A 17,635-nucleotide genomic window follows, 5' to 3' on the forward strand; every position below is an offset into this window, starting at 1 on the left:
TGAGCCCAGAGGAACCTTCTATTAAGGGTTGGTTCCAGATGATTTAGATTGTGAATATAGCTTTAAGATGATTGATTTTGCTTCAACATTATAGCTTCAGATTCATAGGTTCATAGGGTCGAAAATTCATAGGTCAAGTTTAAAGGTTAAAGTTCCAAGATTAAATTAAAGCTTCAAGCTTGTAGCTCATAGCTCGAAGATCATAGCTCGGAAATCATATCGATAAGATCAACGATTCACGAAATCAGTAGTCCAACAATGAGGTGAGATGGCCATGGCAAGCTCAGTGAAAAAAAGCAAACAGACAGCCCCGCGGTATACAAGGGCAGAACTGATGAATCATGCAGAAGCCCTCTTTGCCGTTAAGGCAGAGGTGCTGTACGGTGCGCTGTACGAAGCGGCGCAAGAGACGTTTTCCATTGAAGAAACGCAAGAACGAATTAACCAATTTATGAAAGCGAAGGTGAAGGGATAATGGCAGGTGGAACTTGGGAGCAAACAAATCGTCCGGTCCTTCCGGGCTTATATATGAATTTTCAGGCGGCAGCATCCTCGGCCATTCAAGCGGGTACGCGGGGGACGGTCGTTGTGCCAATCAAGGCCAACTGGGGTCCGGTAGGGACTTTTGTTGAGGTAGGAAGCGAAGCGGCGATTGAACGTATTTATGCGGCGAATGTGCTGGATAACGGTACGGCGTATACGTCCTTGAAGCTCGCCCTGTTGGGTGGGCCGAAGAAGTTGCTCGCTTATCGGGTAGCAAGTGCTGCGGCCAAAGCAGCTACGCTATCTTTGAAGGACAGCAGTGATGCCAATGTGCTGCAACTGGATGCGAAGTATCCGGGGGATCGTGCAAATGGATTCTACGTCACCATCCAGCCAGGTGTGATTGATAATACGAAACATGAAGTGCGCCTTTTTGAAGGTAACCGGATGTTGTATGCGCTCCTGACAGCGGATATTACAGCAGCTTCTCTGGCAAAAGAGATTAACGCGGATGAACGAAATGTCTGGGTGACAGCGCAGGCGATTGGCGATGGTGCAGGTGTAGTTGCAACTGTTGCGGGTGCGGCACTCAAAGGCGGCGTAAGTGGTAACGATGACCTGACCAATGCAGAGTACATTGCTGTACAGGGTGCGCTGGAAGGGGAGCAATTCGACGTCTTGGCATTGGATCAGGCGGCGGATGCACCTCTGCTTGCGAGTTTTGCGGCATGGGTGAAACGTGTGCGTGGTGAAGGCAAGCCGGTGATGGCTGTATTTGGCGGTTCCGCAGCGGATGATACCTCTGCTACAGCAGTACAAAAGGCAGCAGCACGTTCGCTTGCCCTCAACCATGAAGGCGTGATTAACGTTGGTACAGGCGTTCGCCTTGGAGATGCATTCTATAGCTCGGCAGAAACGTCTGCTTATGTTGCAGGACTGATCGCCGGACAACGTCTGAACCAATCTACCACTTATGCAGCTACGCCGTTCGATGATGTGACACGTCGCTGGACGCGCGCAGAACAGGAGCAGGCGGTACAGAACGGCGTATTTATTTTCTTCCATGATGGACGTCAGGTGAAAGCACTTCGCGGTGTAAACACACTTGTAACGCCAGCCGCTGGCCAGAATAATGCGTGGAAAAAAATCCGATCTATTCGTGTGTTGGACGCCATTAACACGGATCTGCAACGTTCCGCGGAAGATACGTATATCGGTAAAGTAAACAATACCGAAGAGGGTCGTCAGGCACTGATTAGTGCCATGAAGGCCTATTTGGCGTTGCTTGCACAGAGCAATGTGATTGAAGCTGACGGTTATGATGTCATTCTTGATCCGGCGTATTATGGTGCTGCACCAGTTCTCAAACCGGAGGCAGATCAGGTATTCCTGCAATGGAATGTGAAGCTGACCGATGTGATGGAGCAGTTGTTTGGTACATTTTACGTGCAATAAGGTTGTGAGGAAGGAAAACGCGATTTTTTAATTTTAAGGAGGAAAATATATGTTGGATGCGTCAAGAGTAATTCTCGGTACCCATGGTCAGCTGCATATCGATGGTGTGTGGCAGACGAACATTAACAAGTTGGAAGCGAGTGTGGAGATTGAAAAGCGTGAGCTGAACCTGGTCGGTAACGACTGGAAGGTGCACAAGAACGGCGCAAAAAAAGGAACCGGCACGATGACGGGCTACAAAGTCACTTCGGATATGATCCTGCGCGGCTTCACGAAATTCGAAATTATTTCGAAGCTAAACGACCCTGAATCATATGGACACGAGAGCGTTTTGCTGAGAGGTTGCATGGTGGACAAAATCCAGCTTGCCAACTGGACAGCGGGTGAGGAAGTACCGGAGGAAACGGGCTTTACGTTTGAAGGATTTGAGTTACTGAATCCGATTGTGGCGAACTAAAAAGGACTTTAATGGAGGCCGAGATGATCTCGGTCTCTTTGTTGTCTACTTAAAGCAAATTTAGTATCTGCACGATAACGGAGAGGACAGAAATAACGTGAAGAAGCGGAGCGTTCGCCTTTATCCCCGGATTTTCCCTTGAAGAGGGGAATCAAAAAAATCTGGGGATAACAGCGATCGGAAGGTTATTCTGTCATCGGAGTGGCTAGTGTAACATTATGATTGCCAAGTGTGAACAAGAAGGAGATAACGCCAGATGAGTATGAATGAAAATATGTCCGAAGAACAGATTTTGGATCAGTTGTTTGAAGCAGCAGAACGTTTGCCAGAGGAGAATGTGCGCATTCAGCGTCTGGATCTATTGTTGACCTTGCGTGGACTGACGTCTTCCAAAGTGGATCACATTCGCGAACGCTGTACCATTCGAAAAACGACCAAAGGCCGCACCGAGGAAAAGGTGGACACGGAAACATTTAACGCTCTTCTCATTTCCGAAGCAACCGTGAAATTGAAAGTCCGTAGCCTGGAGTTGTCCGGCTGGGGGGATACCCGTATTACTGGCCGGATGAAGCTATCCGGTGGCGAACAGGCGGTTCGCCGCATGCTGCTCGCGGGTGAATTGGATGCCGTAGGTGATAAAGTGCTGGAGCTGTCCGGCTTTGGTGTGGAGATTGAAGACCTAAAAAACTGATTCACTCCGGCGGGATGACCACGTTTCTGTATCACATGTGGGTGCGTCATCATCTCCGGCCCGGAGAGTTCTGGTCTTTGCCACGCGGGGAGCGTTCGCTGTTGATTGCGTTCTCGGAAGAGGAAATAGAAGGTGCTCTAGAAGAATAACGGCCAATGGAGGTGATATAGTTTGTTTGAAAATATAGTTAGTGATGGTATTAAATCATTTAGCAGGTTGAGGAATTATATGGGGAAATCCAATAAAAAGAAAGCTTTTAGCTCACCTGCTATAAGTACAATTCATAAAATTGTTTCTAAAAATTCGAAATTTAAAAATGATAATACAATGAGTAAAATTAATAAATCTAATTTTATAAAAAAAAATAAAAGTTTGGTCAAATTAATTAAAGGTACAGGCTCATTGATAGCGGCTACGGCAAATCAGAAAAGTTATAGTAATGACTATGGATCGAATATGAACGTTAAAAACAAAGATTCGTGGATAGACAACAATGTAAAGTGGCTGTGGAAAAAGGGTGTATCAGCTAAGGATGCTACATTTTCCGGGATAGACAACAATGTAAAGTGGCTGTGGAAAAAGGGTGTATCGGCTAAGGATGCTACATTTTCCGGGATAGACAACAATGTAAAATGGCTGTGGAAAAAGGGTGTATCAGCTAAGGATGCTACATTTTCCGGGATAGACAACAATGTAAAGTGGCTGTGGAAAAAGGGTGTATCAGCTAAGGATGCTACATTTTCCGGGATAGACAACAATGTAAAGTGGTTGTGGAAAAAGGGTGTATCAGCTAAGGATGCTACATTTTCCGGGATAGACAACAATGTAAAGTGGTTGTGGAAGAAGGGTGTATCGGCCAAGGATGCTACATTCTCTTGGCTTAGCAACAAAAGTGTTGGCATTAAAGATTGGTATGAGAATTCTAAAGAAGAAATCAAAAAGTTTTTTGAAGTCTCTGACTGGATTAACAAAGGTAAAGAGGGCGGTCAAAAAATACTGGAGACCTTTAAAAATTATGGTTACGGACTAAGTTACAAAATGCAAGATATGTGGGATCATCCATGGACTAAGCGTGTGAGAAAAGTAGGGAATGGCGCCTTTAAATTTCTTGATATTGTTGGAAATATAAATAAAGTTGTACATGCTTCTACACCAGAAGAAAAAATGATTGAAGTAAGCAAGATTATTGGAGCGAAAGTAGGATCTATAGGTCTAGGAACTGGATTGGGTGCTTTGGGGGGAATCATTCCAGGTGCGCAACCAGCTATCCCAATCCTTGCTGGTACTGGAGCATACCTTGGAGATAAGTGGGGAGAGATATTAGGAGAATGGGGCGGTAAGGCTCTTACCAATATTTGGACTAAAAGTTGGTGGCCTTTAAAAAAGGTTAACACTAGCAGTATAAAGACTACAAAAAATATAGGGTTAGATAAAAGTAAGGCAAATAATATCTTATCTTCTTCAACCAAAAAAACCAAGCAAATTAATGTGAATTTACCTAATGGCGCAATCCAAATATCCAATAATAATCATAAGTTGGATTATAGTGATCTGGCAAATCAAATTAGTAATCAGTTTGTTAAAGAATTACGCCGTGCCATGGAAAACCGAAAAACCATTATGGCCTAAGCAGAAAGGAGGCCGTGTATGACTGTATTTGAAGATAAAGTGGAAGGGATCAAAATGGAATTTACCCTTATTGATGGGAAAACTAAGTTTCAATTTCCGGTGAATCCAGAAGAGTTTACAATCTCCCGTTCCAAAGGGTACGAAACGATTAATATGCTGGAGCATGGCGAGTTTGATTTTGCACAGGGGGAGAAGGTGAAGGAGATCACCTTCTCTTCATTTTTCCCCAAAGAGTATGATGCGTCCTATTGCATGTACGAAGATTTGCCTGATCCGCGGGTAGCGATGAATATGCTGAATACGTTTTTGATATCGAAAAAGCCGCTGCGCTTCATCATCACCAACACGGGGGTGAATGTGCCAGTATATCTGATCTCGCACAATACGACCTTCCGGGGCGGCGAGAGCGGAGATATTTACTTCGATCTGACCCTGCGCACATGGCGGGATTCCAAGGTGGAGAAGGTCGGCTCAGCTGCATCCGGGAGCAAGTCAGGTTCTCGTACGGATTTGAAAAAGTCTAGCAAGACCTACACCGTCAAATCTGGCGACTCCCTGTCCAAAATAGCAAAGCTTGAGCTGGGCAGCAGTTCCAAATGGAACGAGATTTACAAGCTCAATAACAAGATCATCGGCAGTGATCCGAACCGGATCAAGCCGGGGCAAAAGCTGGTGATGCCATGACCTACAAGGTCATTGTCGACGACAAATATGACGTCACCAAGCTGGTGGAGACAATTACGCTGAAGGACTCGCTGGACCAGATTGCGTATCAGGCCAACATCCGACTGGCGGTGTCTGCATCTTCGGGTCTGCCTTCGATCTCACCGGGCATGGCGGTGCGGATTAGCGGGGTTCCTTTTGGCGAAAAATCCATGGTTCACTTGCTGCATCCTGCGGTCATCTGGGAGGTGGAAAGCTCGAACAGTGGCACCAAGCGGCTGTCTCTCACGGTGTACGACCGGATGATCTATCTGGAAAAATCAGAGGACGAGTTCCTGCTGCCGAAGGACCAGACGGCTACGCAGCGACTTAAAACCTACGCCAAAGAGTGGAAGATTCCATACGCTACACTGCCGGATACCAAGACAAAGCTGGGCAAAGCCGTGTATCGTTCACAGACGATTTTTTCGATGATGTTTGCAGATCTGAAGGAAACGGCGAAGTCCGGCGGGGACATGTACCATCCACGGATGACGCCCGGCGGGTTGCAACTCTTCCAGGTAGGAAGTAATGCAAAGGTGTATGAGTTGGATCGACTGATCGATCTGACCCAGATGCGTACGCTTGAAGGGGCAGTTACCAAAGTTAAAGTCATGGCAGCGTCGGAGTCACCGAGTGGCAAAGAAGTTCCTTCCAAAGTGCTTGCGATTGAGCAGGATCGTGTGGAAGAACTGGGCACTTTGCAAAAGCTGATCGAGGACGATCAGGTGAAAACAGCCGCCGCCGCGAAGAAGCTGGCAAAAAGCAAGCTGACGGGTATTCAGGAGACCTTTACGATATCCGCACCGGATATGAATACGATTCGCGCCGGGGATGCGGTGTTGTTAAAAGGACTGAAGCTGATCGTCATGTCGGTTAGCCGTGATCTGTCTGCCGGGCCTGGAACGATGACGTTGGAGCTGGGAACGGCTGAGCTGGTGAAAAGGAGGTATTACCTTGAATAAAGATGATCCGTATGGGCATTTTGCCGACGTCATGCGGGGGGCGATGAGTACACATTCTCGTCAGGCTGTAAGCGGGCTGGGCGCGGTACTGGGTACGATGACCTCATCCGGTGTGAAGCTGGATGATTTCAAGCACGAAGTGCAGGATTATCTCGTGGCCGAGTTGCCGGGCACGCTTGGACTGCCGGAGCGCAAGGCTGCTGGCGCGATTTCCGGTATATCTGACGTGGCAAACGGCGGAACGACGGGCACGGGACGGTTTCTTTTGCAAGAAGAGGAAGTGGAAGAAGCGGTGTGGTCTCTTGGTAAAGGATTGAAGGCCGGGGATCGTGTACTGGCAATGCGGGTGAATGGCGGTAACGACATTGTGGTGCTGTGTAAGGTGGTGAGTGCGCATGCCTAGTTTGTTCCCGGAAACGGGTGTGGTCTGGGGAGATGAAGAAGATCTGTCAGGGGCGGCATCGGAAGAGGTGCGCTTTGGACGAAGTTGGCGATTTGATTACGACGCAGGGGATTTTGTGCTGACCCCAAGTGGCAAAGTTGCTGGGGCTGGTGGACATGAAGCTTGGGTGCAGTGGTGCATTAAGGCTGTGAAAACGCCGCGGTACAGACATGTAATTTACTCCCGGAACTATGGTTCGGAGCTGGAGGATCTGGTGGGGCAGGGTGATAGCCGAGGCGTGATGGAAAGTGAAATTACCCGGATGGTGACGGAGACGTTGCTGGCAGATCCACGCACGGATTCGGTAGACCAGTTCACGTTCGATTGGAATCGGGAGCAGTGCATATTCTCGTGCCGGGTGGCGAGTGTGCAGGAAGAGATGTTTATTCTGGAAAGTGAGGTGATCTGACGGGATGGCTGAGATTCCGCGTTATTTGGAGGACCAGACGGAGGAACAGATTATGCAGCGCATGCTGGATCGTCTGCCCGCGGATCTGGATAAGTCGGAAGGATCGTTTCTGTGGGATGCGGAGGCTCCGGTTGCGTTTATGCTGTCTGAGGCGGCGTTGTGGGCGCAGGAATTATTGCGGCGGGGGTTTGCTAGTACTGCGGCGAGCAGTGATCCGAATTTTCGTTCGGAAGAGCTGGATCTGCGGGCGGGAGAGCACGGCATCACACGGCGAGCTGCGGTGGCGGCACAAGGTGCGGTGAGGTTTGTGGGTACGCCGGGTAAAGTGGTGCCTGCGGGTACGGTCGTGGCTACGCTCGCGGATGAAGTGTCTGCTGAAGCTTCGCTCGAATATGAGACAGTGGGACGTTTCGAACTGGATTCAGATGGTTCCGGGGTGGTAGGCGTGCGAGCGCTTGTTGCGGGAAAAGAGAGTAATGTGCCTGCGGGCACGGTAACTGTGCTCTCTACACCTGTAAGTGGCGTGACTTCTGTCACGAACATTGAGGTGATTAAAGGCGGTGCGGATATTGAGGCCGATACGGCACTGCTGGAACGTTTTTATGCCAAAGTCCGCAACCAAGGGACAAGCGGCAACAAATCGCAATATGTACAGTGGGCCAGTGAAGTGCCAGGTGTTGGTGCAACGCGTGTGATTCCGTTATGGCAGGGGCCAGGCACGGTGGGATTGTATCTGCTTGACACGGACAAACGTGCTGCAGGTACTGATCTGGTGGCGGCTGTGCAGAAGTACGTCGATCCTACGCAGGATGGACAGGGTGAAGGTGTTGCCCCGGCTGGGCCAGTGGTGACTGTGATGCCAGCCGAGGAAGTGCCGATGAACATTCAGGTGAAGCTAACGCTGGCAAGTGATGCGACGTTGGCCGATGTAAGGGCATTGATCGAACGCGGGGTGACCGCGTATTTAAAGCAGTTGGCTTTTGCCGATCCGCTCGTTCGTTACACTCGCATTGCCGCAATTCTGCTGGACATTCCACCCATTATCGACTATTCGGACCTGACCGTGAATGGTGTGAGTGACCAGAATATTGAGATGACTGCGAGCCAGGTGGCCGTGCTGGGGACGGTGGATGTGCATGAGTAGTGTTGGGCAGATGGTGGACGAGGAAGTAGTTTTGGAGTGCGGACACCAAGGAAGATTGGGAGAAGTACGCCGATCTGAGTTGAAGCTGGTAAGCGAGACGCTCCATGTTGATGTGCAAGGAAGGGAGGGGACAGGGCATGAGTGCTCCTTCTATTGTAGATGTTGGACTGACGAGTGAGAAAGGGCGGGAGCTGTTCTCGTATTTGCCCAGGTATTATGAGACTTCACGCGTCATGCAGGCCGATATGCAGGCCAAAGGCACCGAAATAGATCTGCTGTACCAGGCGCTGGATGAGACATTGGAGCAGTTTTTTGTCCGTACAGCGACGTGGGGGCTGGACTTCTGGGAGCAGGAGCTCGGAATTGAGACGGATCGTCTTAAACCCGTGGAACAAAGACGTGCCGTGGTGGAATCGAAGCTGCGTGGTGCCGGGAAGTTCTCTGGCAGGCTCGTGGCGAATGTGGCTGAGGCGTATGCCGGGGGCAAGGTGGATGTAACTTTTCAGCCGGAAGCGTGGAGTTTTACGGTGAGTTTTGTGGATACGATGGGCATCCCGCCCAATATCGATGATCTCAAACGTGCGATTGAAGAATTGAAACCGGCCCACATGGCCGTGGAATATGAATATCGCTATCTGATCTGGGACGATCTGGACGACAAACAGATGACATGGGACGAACTTGATGCCGCGTCCTTGACGTGGGATGAACTGGAGGTGTGGGCGTAATGCCACAAGAAACAGACCGACTGAAATTACCTCTTCCCTTAGGGAACGAGAATGTAACCAGGGAGAGTATTAACGGAATTTTTGAAAAGATTGATGCTGGCGTTGCGACGCAAGGGGATTTAGATGCGCTTCGTGAAGCGGTGAGCAAGATGGATATCCCCGATGCGTCTTTGACGCAAAAAGGGAAGGTTCAGTTGTCCAGTAAGACGGACGGCACGTCCGAGACGGTGGCGGCGACGGAGAAGGCGGTTAGGGATGCGAGGCTTGCGGCTGAGACGAATGCGAAGAATTATGCAGACACGAGTTTTCGCAAACCATCGGAAATAGTCAGCTCCAACTTAATAAAAAATTCATCTGGAATGTTAAACCTTGATTACTGGAAGAATTCAGGTCAGGCTACCTTTCTAAGATTCCAGAATCAAACCGTAGGAGCATTTTTTGCAATTAATTCATCTGTGTCTCCTACAAACTATGGTGTGCTTGATAATGAGCCTGTCGGAGTTTCGCCGGGAGGCAGGTATTTGTTACAAGCTGTCTTCCACACTGCTGAAACTTATTACAATTCTGCTGTGCTGATTGAGGTGAAAAACGCTTCCGACAATGTGACAATTAACAGTTTAGTAGCTGACAATCAAAGATGGTGGCACAGGAAGGCACAAGTTATTACTATTCCAACGGGCGTAACAGCAGTATACCTAAGATTAGTTGTTAATAATGTTCCTGTCGGCACTCATGGATTTGCTCGGATTAAATTCTGTGAAACAATGGGCGATGCTGGCAAGGATATGCCTTACTCTGTGGAAATGGATACTCGTGCATTGTATGAGGGAATTGACTCGGTAAAGCAATCTGGCGTTGATGCAAAGAACGGTATTGTGGGTGCCATTAACGCCAAAGGTGGAAGTGCATCCACAATTGATACATGGGCGCAATTAGCTACGAAGATAAAGGCAATAAAGTCAGACTTCTCACTGATATCAGGTAAAGTGTCCGCAGCGGAGGGGAGAATTGACATCCCGGGATATAAACCACAGGTGTTTATACTTCATCCAATCGCATCTCGCAATGCTCAAATCTGGTATGATTCTCTGCAAAACCAGAGTACAGCTTGGATATACTCTTCTGGCCCTTTAGTTGCAATTCGCCAATCTGACACGAATAATACAACAAAAAATCTTGGTATTAGGGACTATGTTACTTTTGGAAATTACTACATGTCTACAGGTGCAGAATTTAAGACTTTAGTTTTCGGAGAAAATTATGTTGAATTCAAAATATCATCTTCAGGCGATGGATATATTCCTCAAGAGAAGATTGATTACACGATACTAGCCGCACCTCTGTAAGTATTACTTAAATCATCATAAGGTGATTAATTGTTAAAAATAAATTTTAATGATAATAAAATGCTAAGATAACATTTTATTATCATTAGAATTAATGGAATTATCCAAAGGAGGTGAACCATGACCACAACCCAACTTACCAACTCCATTGCGGCAACACTGTCACATCACCTCCCTAATATCCCCATCCATCCTGCCACCGGAGCCGATAACACAGACACTCAAGGTCTAACCTACCGTCTACTTGCTGCGAAACTTACTCGTGAACGGAGTGATCGGTTCGTGCAATCTCACATCTACGAGATTCGGTGGCTGGATGGGAGCAACATTCCGGAAGACTTACCGGATAAGCTTTTTGAAGCACTGGAGACGATTGAAGTGGAAGGTACGCCCTATCGAGCAACGGAGCTGCGATGGAAAGCGTGGGGAGAGACACCCAAACTATGGGTGTATTACACGATGCGAACCACCAAAGTGTCGGAGTCCTCCGACACAATGCAACAGCTGGAGCAGCGACCAACTGCTTTGAAATCAACATAGCAGGATGAACCCATTTAAGGAGGACCATCATGAAAGGAATAGGAGGCGCGCTCGCGATGTTCACCAAGAAAGAAGCAGATCGAAAGAACTATGAAGTAGAACAGCAGCATAACGATACCAGATATAACAAAGCACAGTTCGCCGAAGCCCGGCTGTTCAGCCGATTGGAGAAAGATATTCTGGCAGCGGTGCTGCTGGAACAACAGACTTACACCGTGCAAGAAGCTCAGCAACACATCCAACAATTTATGAATGGGGAGGCACAATAATGGCTGGAGGAACATGGACGACACAGAACAAGGTACGCCCCGGCGTATATATGAATTTTGCATCGGAGGGCTCGTTGCCGGGTACGGTAGGTGAGCGAGGAACGGTGGCTTTGGCATTGCCATTGTCATGGGGACAAGCGGGCACGATCCTGAATGTACAAGCTGGTGAAGATGTACAAGCCAAATTGGGCTATGACTGGACAGCACCCCAATTGCTGCTCATCCGTGAGGCATTGAAACGAGCGCAGACATTGCTTCTGTACCGACTCAATGCAGGGACCAAAGCCAAGGCAACCTTGGACAAACTGACAGTGACAGCCCAACACGGTGGTGTGCGTGGTAATGATCTGGCTGTTGTAATCTCAGCAAATATCAATGACCCGGAACAATTGGACGTTTCCACGTTGCTTGCGGGTAAAGAAGTGGACAAACAAACTTCCTCCACCATCGAAGCTCTGGAGTCCAACGCATACATCACATTTACTGGTGAAGGTGCACTCACAACTACAGCGTCACTTCCACTAACGGGTGGATTGGATGGCACAGCAACGAACCAGGAGCATGCTGATTTCCTGACCAAGCTGGAAGTATTGGATTTTAATACGGTTGGTCTGATCTCAGACGATGCCACACTCAAGTCAGTCTACACAGCTTATATCAAGCGTTTGCGTGATACCGAAGGCAAGAAGGTGCAACTGGTTCTGTCCGATTATCCGGCAGCAGATCATGAAGGTATTATCAGTGTGAAAAATGGTGTTGTGCTCGCAGACGGTACCGTTCTTACGCCAAAACAAACGGTAGCTTGGACTGCCGGTGCAACAGCGGGAGCTAACCTGAATGAATCCCTGACGTTCCGTGCGTATGATGATGCCGTGGATGTTAATGGACGATTGACACACAGCGAGACAGAAGCAGCCCTGCGTAATGGTGAGTTTGTGTTTACAGCGAGCAGCAACCGCGCAGTGGTAGAGCAGGATGTGAATACATTCCGTTCCGTAACACCGGATAAGGCACGTCATTTTGCCAAAAACCGTGTTGTCCGTGTTCTCGATGGCATTGCTAATGATATGAAACGGATTTTCGAGTCCTATTATATCGGCAAAGTGAACAATAACGAAGATGGGCGCAGCCTGTTCCGTTCCCAATGTGTCACTTATCTGAAGCAACTTCAGGATATTGGGGCCATTCAAAATTTTGATTCCAAAACAGATATTACTGTTGCTCCGGGCAATGAAACCGACAGCATTCTGATCGAGATTCAGGTCCAACCTGTGGATTCCGTTGAAAAAGTATATATGAAAGTGAAGGTGGTTTAAGATGGCATTTTTGAAAGCAAGCGACACAATCTCCGGCCAGGAAGGCCGCGCATACGCAACGATTAACGGACAGACGGAAGAAATGTTCTATGTGAAGACACTCGAAGCAACAGTGGAGAAACAAAAAGCAGAGGTCAAAACGTTGGGCCGCCGCGGTGTACAGCACAAAGCAACCGGTTGGTCTGGCTCGGGTTCCATGACGATCTTTTATACCACATCCCGTTTCCGCGAGCTGATGCTCCAGTACATGCAGAATGGTGTGGACACGTACTTCGACATTGAAGTGACCAACGAAGATCCTTCGTCTACGATTGGTAAACAGACCGTGACCCTCAAAGGCGTCAACCTCGACAGTGTGATCATGGCATCTCTGGATACCGAGGCTGAGGCGTTGGAGGAAGAAGTGAGCTTTACTTTTGAAGATGTCGATATGCCTGTATCGTTCAATCTTCCTAAGTAATTTAGCGTGGAAAGCATAGTAATTTAAGATTTATAAACAGTTTAACTTAGCAGCGGGTTTGTAAAAGAAACCTGTTCAACTTGCCTGTGTTACGGGCTATTTGGCGTGTCAAAATTCTGCTCTTCGCCGCTTCTTGCGGCGGGGAGCCTAACTTTAGAGGAGGAACAATACATGAGTGGATTGAGTATGTTTTTTGCCCAAAATGCAGCAACGGATACAACGGAGGAGTTTATCGTTTCCCCCCGATTCAAAGATGAAAAAGGCGAATCGGTTGCCTGGAAACTGCGCAGCATGACCGAGGACGAAAACCAGGAATGCCGCAAAGCGGCTACCCGCAAAATTAAGGGTAAGAACGGTTTCTACACACCCGACATCGATGCGAATGATTACATGGCTCGCCTGATGAGCGCAAGTGTAGTATTTCCCGATTTGAAAAACGCAGAACTCCAGCGGTCATACGGCGTGATGGGGGCGGAATCGCTTTTGCGGAAAATGCTGTTGCCTGGGGAATTTGCTTCGCTGGGTGAACAGGTTCAGAAGCTGAACGGCTTCAATCAGGACATGAACGAGCTGGTGGATGACGTAAAAAACTAATTAAAGAGGGCGATTCCGAAGCCAATCTGGCTTATTACGCTCTCCACGAATTAAACATTTTGCCGCATGAGCTAATGGCCTTCTCCATGCGAGAACGAGCCGCTATCTATGCGATGATCTCCATCCGGGTAGAGGAAGAGAAGAAAGAACGTTCCAAAAACCGCGCCCGGAAGAAATAAAAAGGAAAGGAGGGAGAAATGAATGTCCGATACAAGTATCAATGTAATCAATCCTCCATCCGTAAATAATTTAATCAATAACTTAAATCTAATTCAGGTAAAAACAACCGAAATTTTGAACAACTTCAATCAGATTAACCATGTTAATTTGAATCAATTTAACCAAACGAACATATCCAACCACTTTAATCAAATAAACCAGCAAATGAATGTAACGATTAATCTGATGGAAAAGTTGGAGGATACGGCTGATGATACAAGCAATGCTTTGGGTGATAATCTGAGCAAACTCTCTAAGTGGATGCAAATGGTAAAGTCCGCTGGAAGTGTTGTGTTAAAAGCTGCTGCTGAACAAGAAGACTTCAAATATCGTTACATGGTTGCCGCAGAAGATCCGGTGCTCGGGGAAAGCATCTATAATAAGTATCGAGATCAAGCCTCCAAGAGCGGTCAGGATGTTAATGATTCGCTTAAATCTTCTCTGGGCTTCTTGCCTTTGGCACAAAATACAGGGCAGGTAGATCAGTTAAATGAAATGACTCAACGACTGAGTATGTTGTCACCGGATAATAAAAGTCTGTCAGATGCGTCTGGTGCCATTGTTAGTGCCATGAATGGCGATAACGGAGATTTGGCTAGTCAGTTTAACATCCCAGAAAGTGCATTGACCGGGGCTGGATTAGGCGAATTTATTCAGACTAAAGACCTTGACGGTTTTATACAAGGATTGCAGACGGTTCTTGAAATGCAAGGTTACACACAAGAAGCCTTTGATACAATGCTGGATTCTCCATTGCAAAAATGGACGGCTCTCGTGAATCAGTTCAATGGAATACTATCTGAAATCGGCACAAGAGCTTTGGAAGTTTTATCTCCTGTGCTTGACCGCTTAAACGAAGCCATAAGCTCAGGTCAGTTCAGTGCTTTCATCGAATGGATTGGTGGGGCCTTCGCAATTATTGCTCAAGTGGTGGCATTTATCGTGGATGGGTTCATCAATTTTGCTACAGTTGTGCAAGAAAATTGGGCTATCATAGCACCTATTTTGACTGCTATTGCTATGGTGCTGCTTTACAACATGATTATCTCACTTGGCATTGTGATCGCTGAAGTGTTTTTGCTTGCTGTAGCATGGTTGGCTGTAAACTGGCCTATATTGCTGATCATCGCAGCAATTGCTGCAATGATTATGATTTTCCAAATGTTCGGAGCAACCGGTACCGATATTCTCGGGGCTATTATTGGTACATTTATGATGCTTGGCGAGATCATCAGAGTGGTAATTGCTACCGTGTGGAACATATTTGCTTCATTGGCAGATTTCTTAATCAACCTTTTTATTGATCCTGTCTATGCAATCCAAAAGTTGTTCTATGATCTAGGCATGTTTGTTTTACAAACTCTTTACAATGTTATGGTAGGTATCGAGGATTTTCTTAAAAGAGCTGTAGGGGCCATTAGCGATGTTGCTTCATTTATCAATGATACCTTTGGTACGAACCTGAGTGTGATGTCCGAATCGGATATTAACATTGGCAGCAAGAACATTAAGAGTTGGATGGACACTCTGAAGTCTATGGAGCCACAGAGCGACAAAAATGTATTTGAGTCTATACGAATGGACGGAGAATATAATCCCAGTGTATATGGGGAGGGTCAGATAAAGGCTGAGGAGTGGGTTTCTAAATTCTCTTCCAACCCGAAGGACGATTCCAAGGATAAAGGTCTACCAGGTAATTTTGGCAAAGACTTCACACCCGAAATACCAAAAATACCTCCTATGCCATCGATGCCAACTGCACCTGCTCCCACCGTTGTTCCCAACAGCAACATGAGTAACATCAATAAAATCAACAATATCGGACAGGTGGACAAGATCGGTGACGTGGATGGCACAGTGGATGTAACTAGCGAGGACTTGAAACTGATGCGTGAGCTTGCAGAGATGCAGGCTATTCAGCGATTTGTCAGTCTGACGCCAACTGTTCAGGTCACCACGGGTGATATCAACAGCGGACATGATGTGGACAGCATCATCAGCAAAATTACCGATGGACTGAACAGTCAGATCGTCTCCAGTGCCCAGGGGGTGTATGGATAAGTGGAATATTATATTCAGCTAAGCTTCAATAACCGATCTGAATACATGTTTTTCCCGGTGACACCCGAGAGCATTGAGTTTTCTGATTCGGGAGACGGCAGTTCGTTTAACGTGAGCGCTTTGGGTGAAATTAACGTGATCAAGTCGCCGAAGCTGCGTGAAGTCAGTTTCAGCGGGATTTTTCCGGCAGACTACAGCCCGTATCATCTGAACTATGATGCAAGACATCCGGCAATTCAGAAGCAGTTTTACCGTGATCCCTATGAATATGTGAAAAAGATCATCCGTTGGATGCAGACGGGCAGACCCGTCAGACTGTTCTTTTCCAGTGCAAGGTACACCATTAATATGGCGGTTTCCATTGAGAGCTTCGACTGGAAGGAGACAGCGGGTACGGTGGGGGATATCCAGTATGATATCAAGCTGAAGCAGTTCATTTTTTATGCCGCCAAAAAAGTAGTGCCACTCAAGGACAGCAAGGATACGGCTGCTTCGAAAACAAAAACCAAAGCCTCCCGGCCCAATGAAAAAATCCAACCCAAGACCGTCACACTCAAAGCTGGAGACTCCTTGTGGTCTGTAGCCAAAGCCCATCTGGGAGATGGATCTCGCTGGAAAGAGCTGCAAAAGCTGAATGGCATCAAAGACGCACAACTGAAGAAGCTGCCGATTGGACTTGTGATCAAGCTTCCGTGAAAGGAGAGGGAATATGCAAGAGCAGATCAGGCTGGACGATAAGCTGGCAAACATGAAGGAACGGGTATTACTGGATGACAAGCAGGGCAACATCTGGGACATTAGCGAAATTGCCGGTGACATTACGTACAAAACCTCCCGCATCGGCAAGCCTTCCTCTCTGGAATTCACGTTGATCAAGGGCAGCCTGTACCAGAATAAGAAATTCACATATGAGAATGGATATGTTGTGAAATATATCAGCAACGAGGTAGGCATCTTTTACGGATATATCTTCTCAGTGGATAGTGGCAAGGACGAAAGTGTCAAAATCAAAGCCTACGACCAGATTCGTTATCTAACCGCGAATCAGACGTACAAGTTCGTTAACGCAACGGCTACGGATGTGATCAAACGAATTGCCAAAGACTTTCTGTTGAAAACAGGTGATCTGATCCAGCCAAAATACGTTATTCCGCGCATGGTATTTGATAACAAAAAGCTGATCGACATGATCTGTGAGGCGCTCGACCGAACGCTGATCTATGGTGGTAAAAACTATATCTTCTACGATGATTTCGGCAAGCTTGTGCTTCGGGATGTGGAAGAGATGCCTTACGGCTTTGTTATTGGGGATAACAGTCTGCTCACGGATTACAGCTATACAAGGTCGATTGACGACCAGACGTATAACAAGATCAAGCTGTATCGGGATAACAAGGATACGGGAAAAAGAGAAACCTATGTTCATCAGGATTCAGGCAGCATCCGTCAATGGGGGCTGCTTTTTTTGTACCAAAAAGCGGATGATGGCCTGAACGAAGGTCAGATTGATGAAATGCTCAAGACCCTGATGACCCTCCGCAATCGCGAGACACAGACACTGAAAGTGGATGCGCTCGGCGATTTCAAGGTGAGGGCAGGCAGTTTTGTCAACATCCAGATCGATGAACTGAAGATTAATCAATATTTTCTGGTAGACGAATGTACGCATAAGGTACAAGGCGGCGTGCACACGATGTCACTGGATTTGAAGGTGGTGTAACGATA

21 protein-coding genes are annotated in these 17,635 nt (G+C 47.3%); 20 read left to right on the forward strand and 1 reads right to left on the reverse strand.

Translation table 11 applies throughout. The features are described from left to right. Positions 1 to 286: 286 nt before the first annotated feature. The 4 genes from ACETMN_RS06460 to ACETMN_RS06475 all read left to right on the forward strand — a co-directional run bounded on the left by ACETMN_RS06460 (position 287) and on the right by ACETMN_RS06475 (position 3,086). Positions 287 to 475: a hypothetical protein gene (locus tag ACETMN_RS06460; protein WP_249911568.1), complete on the forward strand. Its 189-nt coding sequence runs from the start codon at positions 287 to 289 to the stop codon at positions 473 to 475. Then, the gene (locus ACETMN_RS06465) at positions 475 to 1,938 is read left to right on the forward strand and encodes a phage tail sheath subtilisin-like domain-containing protein (protein WP_091015501.1); all 1,464 of its coding nucleotides are present in this window, start codon (positions 475 to 477) and stop codon (positions 1,936 to 1,938) included. The genes ACETMN_RS06460 and ACETMN_RS06465 overlap by 1 nt, the downstream gene beginning before the upstream one ends. A gap of 49 nt (positions 1,939 to 1,987) precedes the next feature. Further along, positions 1,988 to 2,395: a phage tail tube protein gene (locus ACETMN_RS06470; protein ID WP_076331920.1), complete on the forward strand. Its 408-nt coding sequence runs from the start codon at positions 1,988 to 1,990 to the stop codon at positions 2,393 to 2,395. Positions 2,396 to 2,651: 256 nt separating this feature from the next. After that, positions 2,652 to 3,086, forward strand: a complete 435-nt coding sequence (locus ACETMN_RS06475; RefSeq protein ID WP_017690174.1) for a phage tail assembly chaperone — start codon at positions 2,652 to 2,654, stop codon at positions 3,084 to 3,086. Between the two features lie 443 nt (positions 3,087 to 3,529). Here ACETMN_RS06475 and ACETMN_RS06480 read toward each other — a convergent pair whose 3' ends face one another. After that, on the reverse strand, positions 3,530 to 3,988 hold the full coding sequence (locus ACETMN_RS06480) for a leucine-rich repeat protein (RefSeq protein ID WP_411736405.1): 459 nt from the start codon (positions 3,986 to 3,988) through the stop codon (positions 3,530 to 3,532). 136 nt (positions 3,989 to 4,124) lie between these two features. On the opposite strand from ACETMN_RS06480, the gene ACETMN_RS06485 reads away from it, so the two are divergent. From ACETMN_RS06485 to ACETMN_RS06560, 16 genes are all read left to right on the forward strand, one after another. Next, entirely contained in the window at positions 4,125 to 4,715 is a 591-nt protein-coding gene (locus tag ACETMN_RS06485; RefSeq protein WP_411735916.1) for a hypothetical protein, read from the forward strand. A gap of 54 nt (positions 4,716 to 4,769) precedes the next feature. Next, the gene (locus tag ACETMN_RS06490; protein WP_411736406.1) at positions 4,770 to 5,399 is read left to right on the forward strand and encodes a LysM peptidoglycan-binding domain-containing protein; all 630 of its coding nucleotides are present in this window, start codon (positions 4,770 to 4,772) and stop codon (positions 5,397 to 5,399) included. Continuing rightward, positions 5,396 to 6,382: a phage portal protein gene (locus ACETMN_RS06495; RefSeq protein WP_411735917.1), complete on the forward strand. Its 987-nt coding sequence runs from the start codon at positions 5,396 to 5,398 to the stop codon at positions 6,380 to 6,382. Before ACETMN_RS06490 ends, ACETMN_RS06495 begins: the two co-directional genes overlap by 4 nt. Further along, positions 6,375 to 6,785: a hypothetical protein gene (locus tag ACETMN_RS06500; protein WP_091015496.1), complete on the forward strand. Its 411-nt coding sequence runs from the start codon at positions 6,375 to 6,377 to the stop codon at positions 6,783 to 6,785. Before ACETMN_RS06495 ends, ACETMN_RS06500 begins: the two co-directional genes overlap by 8 nt. Further along, entirely contained in the window at positions 6,778 to 7,233 is a 456-nt protein-coding gene (locus ACETMN_RS06505) for a DUF2634 domain-containing protein (RefSeq protein WP_091015495.1), read from the forward strand. The genes ACETMN_RS06500 and ACETMN_RS06505 overlap by 8 nt, the downstream gene beginning before the upstream one ends. A gap of 4 nt (positions 7,234 to 7,237) precedes the next feature. Further along, positions 7,238 to 8,377, forward strand: coding sequence for a baseplate J/gp47 family protein (locus ACETMN_RS06510; protein WP_411735918.1), 1,140 nt, complete (start codon positions 7,238 to 7,240; stop codon positions 8,375 to 8,377). A gap of 137 nt (positions 8,378 to 8,514) precedes the next feature. Then, on the forward strand, positions 8,515 to 9,105 hold the full coding sequence (locus ACETMN_RS06515; protein WP_411735919.1) for a YmfQ family protein: 591 nt from the start codon (positions 8,515 to 8,517) through the stop codon (positions 9,103 to 9,105). Next, on the forward strand, positions 9,105 to 10,451 hold the full coding sequence (locus tag ACETMN_RS06520; RefSeq protein WP_411735920.1) for a tail fiber protein: 1,347 nt from the start codon (positions 9,105 to 9,107) through the stop codon (positions 10,449 to 10,451). Before ACETMN_RS06515 ends, ACETMN_RS06520 begins: the two co-directional genes overlap by 1 nt. 120 nt (positions 10,452 to 10,571) lie before the next feature. After that, positions 10,572 to 10,991 carry a DUF6838 family protein gene (locus ACETMN_RS06525; RefSeq protein WP_411735921.1) on the forward strand — a complete coding sequence of 140 codons (420 nt, stop codon included), beginning with the start codon at positions 10,572 to 10,574 and terminating at the stop codon, positions 10,989 to 10,991. A gap of 29 nt (positions 10,992 to 11,020) precedes the next feature. Next, positions 11,021 to 11,260 carry a hypothetical protein gene (locus ACETMN_RS06530; RefSeq protein WP_091015487.1) on the forward strand — a complete coding sequence of 80 codons (240 nt, stop codon included), beginning with the start codon at positions 11,021 to 11,023 and terminating at the stop codon, positions 11,258 to 11,260. Further along, positions 11,260 to 12,576: a phage tail sheath family protein gene (locus ACETMN_RS06535; RefSeq protein WP_091015486.1), complete on the forward strand. Its 1,317-nt coding sequence runs from the start codon at positions 11,260 to 11,262 to the stop codon at positions 12,574 to 12,576. Before ACETMN_RS06530 ends, ACETMN_RS06535 begins: the two co-directional genes overlap by 1 nt. 1 nt (position 12,577) lies before the next feature. Further along, a complete protein-coding gene (locus ACETMN_RS06540) occupies positions 12,578 to 13,036 on the forward strand; it encodes a phage tail tube protein (RefSeq protein ID WP_017690162.1) in 459 nt (152 codons plus the stop codon). A 171-nt stretch (positions 13,037 to 13,207) separates the two neighbouring features. Further along, the gene (locus ACETMN_RS06545; RefSeq protein WP_411735922.1) at positions 13,208 to 13,630 is read left to right on the forward strand and encodes a phage tail assembly chaperone; all 423 of its coding nucleotides are present in this window, start codon (positions 13,208 to 13,210) and stop codon (positions 13,628 to 13,630) included. A gap of 201 nt (positions 13,631 to 13,831) precedes the next feature. Then, on the forward strand, positions 13,832 to 15,910 hold the full coding sequence (locus ACETMN_RS06550; protein WP_411735923.1) for a hypothetical protein: 2,079 nt from the start codon (positions 13,832 to 13,834) through the stop codon (positions 15,908 to 15,910). Then, positions 15,911 to 16,606: a LysM peptidoglycan-binding domain-containing protein gene (locus ACETMN_RS06555; protein ID WP_411735924.1), complete on the forward strand. Its 696-nt coding sequence runs from the start codon at positions 15,911 to 15,913 to the stop codon at positions 16,604 to 16,606. 13 nt (positions 16,607 to 16,619) lie between these two features. After that, entirely contained in the window at positions 16,620 to 17,630 is a 1,011-nt protein-coding gene (locus ACETMN_RS06560; RefSeq protein ID WP_091015480.1) for a hypothetical protein, read from the forward strand. Positions 17,631 to 17,635: the final 5 nt, after the last annotated feature.

The sequence above is a fragment of the Paenibacillus sp. M2 genome (genome assembly GCF_046713495.1).
GTDB classification, from domain to species: Bacteria; Bacillota; Bacilli; order Paenibacillales; family Paenibacillaceae; genus Paenibacillus; species Paenibacillus amylolyticus_B.

What these genes read in the sequence shown, in the direction of transcription:
- ACETMN_RS06485 (WP_411735916.1), top strand. Translation starts at nt 4,125, where the DNA reads ATGCAAGATATGTGGGATCATCCATGGACTAAGCGTGTGAGAAAAGTA.
- ACETMN_RS06520 (WP_411735920.1), top strand. Translation starts at nt 9,105, where the DNA reads ATGCCACAAGAAACAGACCGACTGAAATTACCTCTTCCCTTAGGGAAC.
- ACETMN_RS06480 (WP_411736405.1), bottom strand. Translation starts at nt 3,988, where the DNA reads ATGCCAACACTTTTGTTGCTAAGCCAAGAGAATGTAGCATCCTTGGCC.
- ACETMN_RS06490 (WP_411736406.1), top strand. Translation starts at nt 4,770, where the DNA reads ATGGAATTTACCCTTATTGATGGGAAAACTAAGTTTCAATTTCCGGTG.
- ACETMN_RS06525 (WP_411735921.1), top strand. Translation starts at nt 10,572, where the DNA reads ATGACCACAACCCAACTTACCAACTCCATTGCGGCAACACTGTCACAT.
- ACETMN_RS06505 (WP_091015495.1), top strand. Translation starts at nt 6,778, where the DNA reads ATGCCTAGTTTGTTCCCGGAAACGGGTGTGGTCTGGGGAGATGAAGAA.
- ACETMN_RS06495 (WP_411735917.1), top strand. Translation starts at nt 5,396, where the DNA reads ATGACCTACAAGGTCATTGTCGACGACAAATATGACGTCACCAAGCTG.
- ACETMN_RS06550 (WP_411735923.1), top strand. Translation starts at nt 13,832, where the DNA reads ATGTCCGATACAAGTATCAATGTAATCAATCCTCCATCCGTAAATAAT.
- ACETMN_RS06545 (WP_411735922.1), top strand. Translation starts at nt 13,208, where the DNA reads ATGAGTGGATTGAGTATGTTTTTTGCCCAAAATGCAGCAACGGATACA.
- ACETMN_RS06475 (WP_017690174.1), top strand. Translation starts at nt 2,652, where the DNA reads ATGAGTATGAATGAAAATATGTCCGAAGAACAGATTTTGGATCAGTTG.
- ACETMN_RS06465 (WP_091015501.1), top strand. Translation starts at nt 475, where the DNA reads ATGGCAGGTGGAACTTGGGAGCAAACAAATCGTCCGGTCCTTCCGGGC.
- ACETMN_RS06530 (WP_091015487.1), top strand. Translation starts at nt 11,021, where the DNA reads ATGAAAGGAATAGGAGGCGCGCTCGCGATGTTCACCAAGAAAGAAGCA.
- ACETMN_RS06515 (WP_411735919.1), top strand. Translation starts at nt 8,515, where the DNA reads ATGAGTGCTCCTTCTATTGTAGATGTTGGACTGACGAGTGAGAAAGGG.
- ACETMN_RS06560 (WP_091015480.1), top strand. Translation starts at nt 16,620, where the DNA reads ATGCAAGAGCAGATCAGGCTGGACGATAAGCTGGCAAACATGAAGGAA.
- ACETMN_RS06470 (WP_076331920.1), top strand. Translation starts at nt 1,988, where the DNA reads ATGTTGGATGCGTCAAGAGTAATTCTCGGTACCCATGGTCAGCTGCAT.
- ACETMN_RS06535 (WP_091015486.1), top strand. Translation starts at nt 11,260, where the DNA reads ATGGCTGGAGGAACATGGACGACACAGAACAAGGTACGCCCCGGCGTA.
- ACETMN_RS06540 (WP_017690162.1), top strand. Translation starts at nt 12,578, where the DNA reads ATGGCATTTTTGAAAGCAAGCGACACAATCTCCGGCCAGGAAGGCCGC.
- ACETMN_RS06510 (WP_411735918.1), top strand. Translation starts at nt 7,238, where the DNA reads ATGGCTGAGATTCCGCGTTATTTGGAGGACCAGACGGAGGAACAGATT.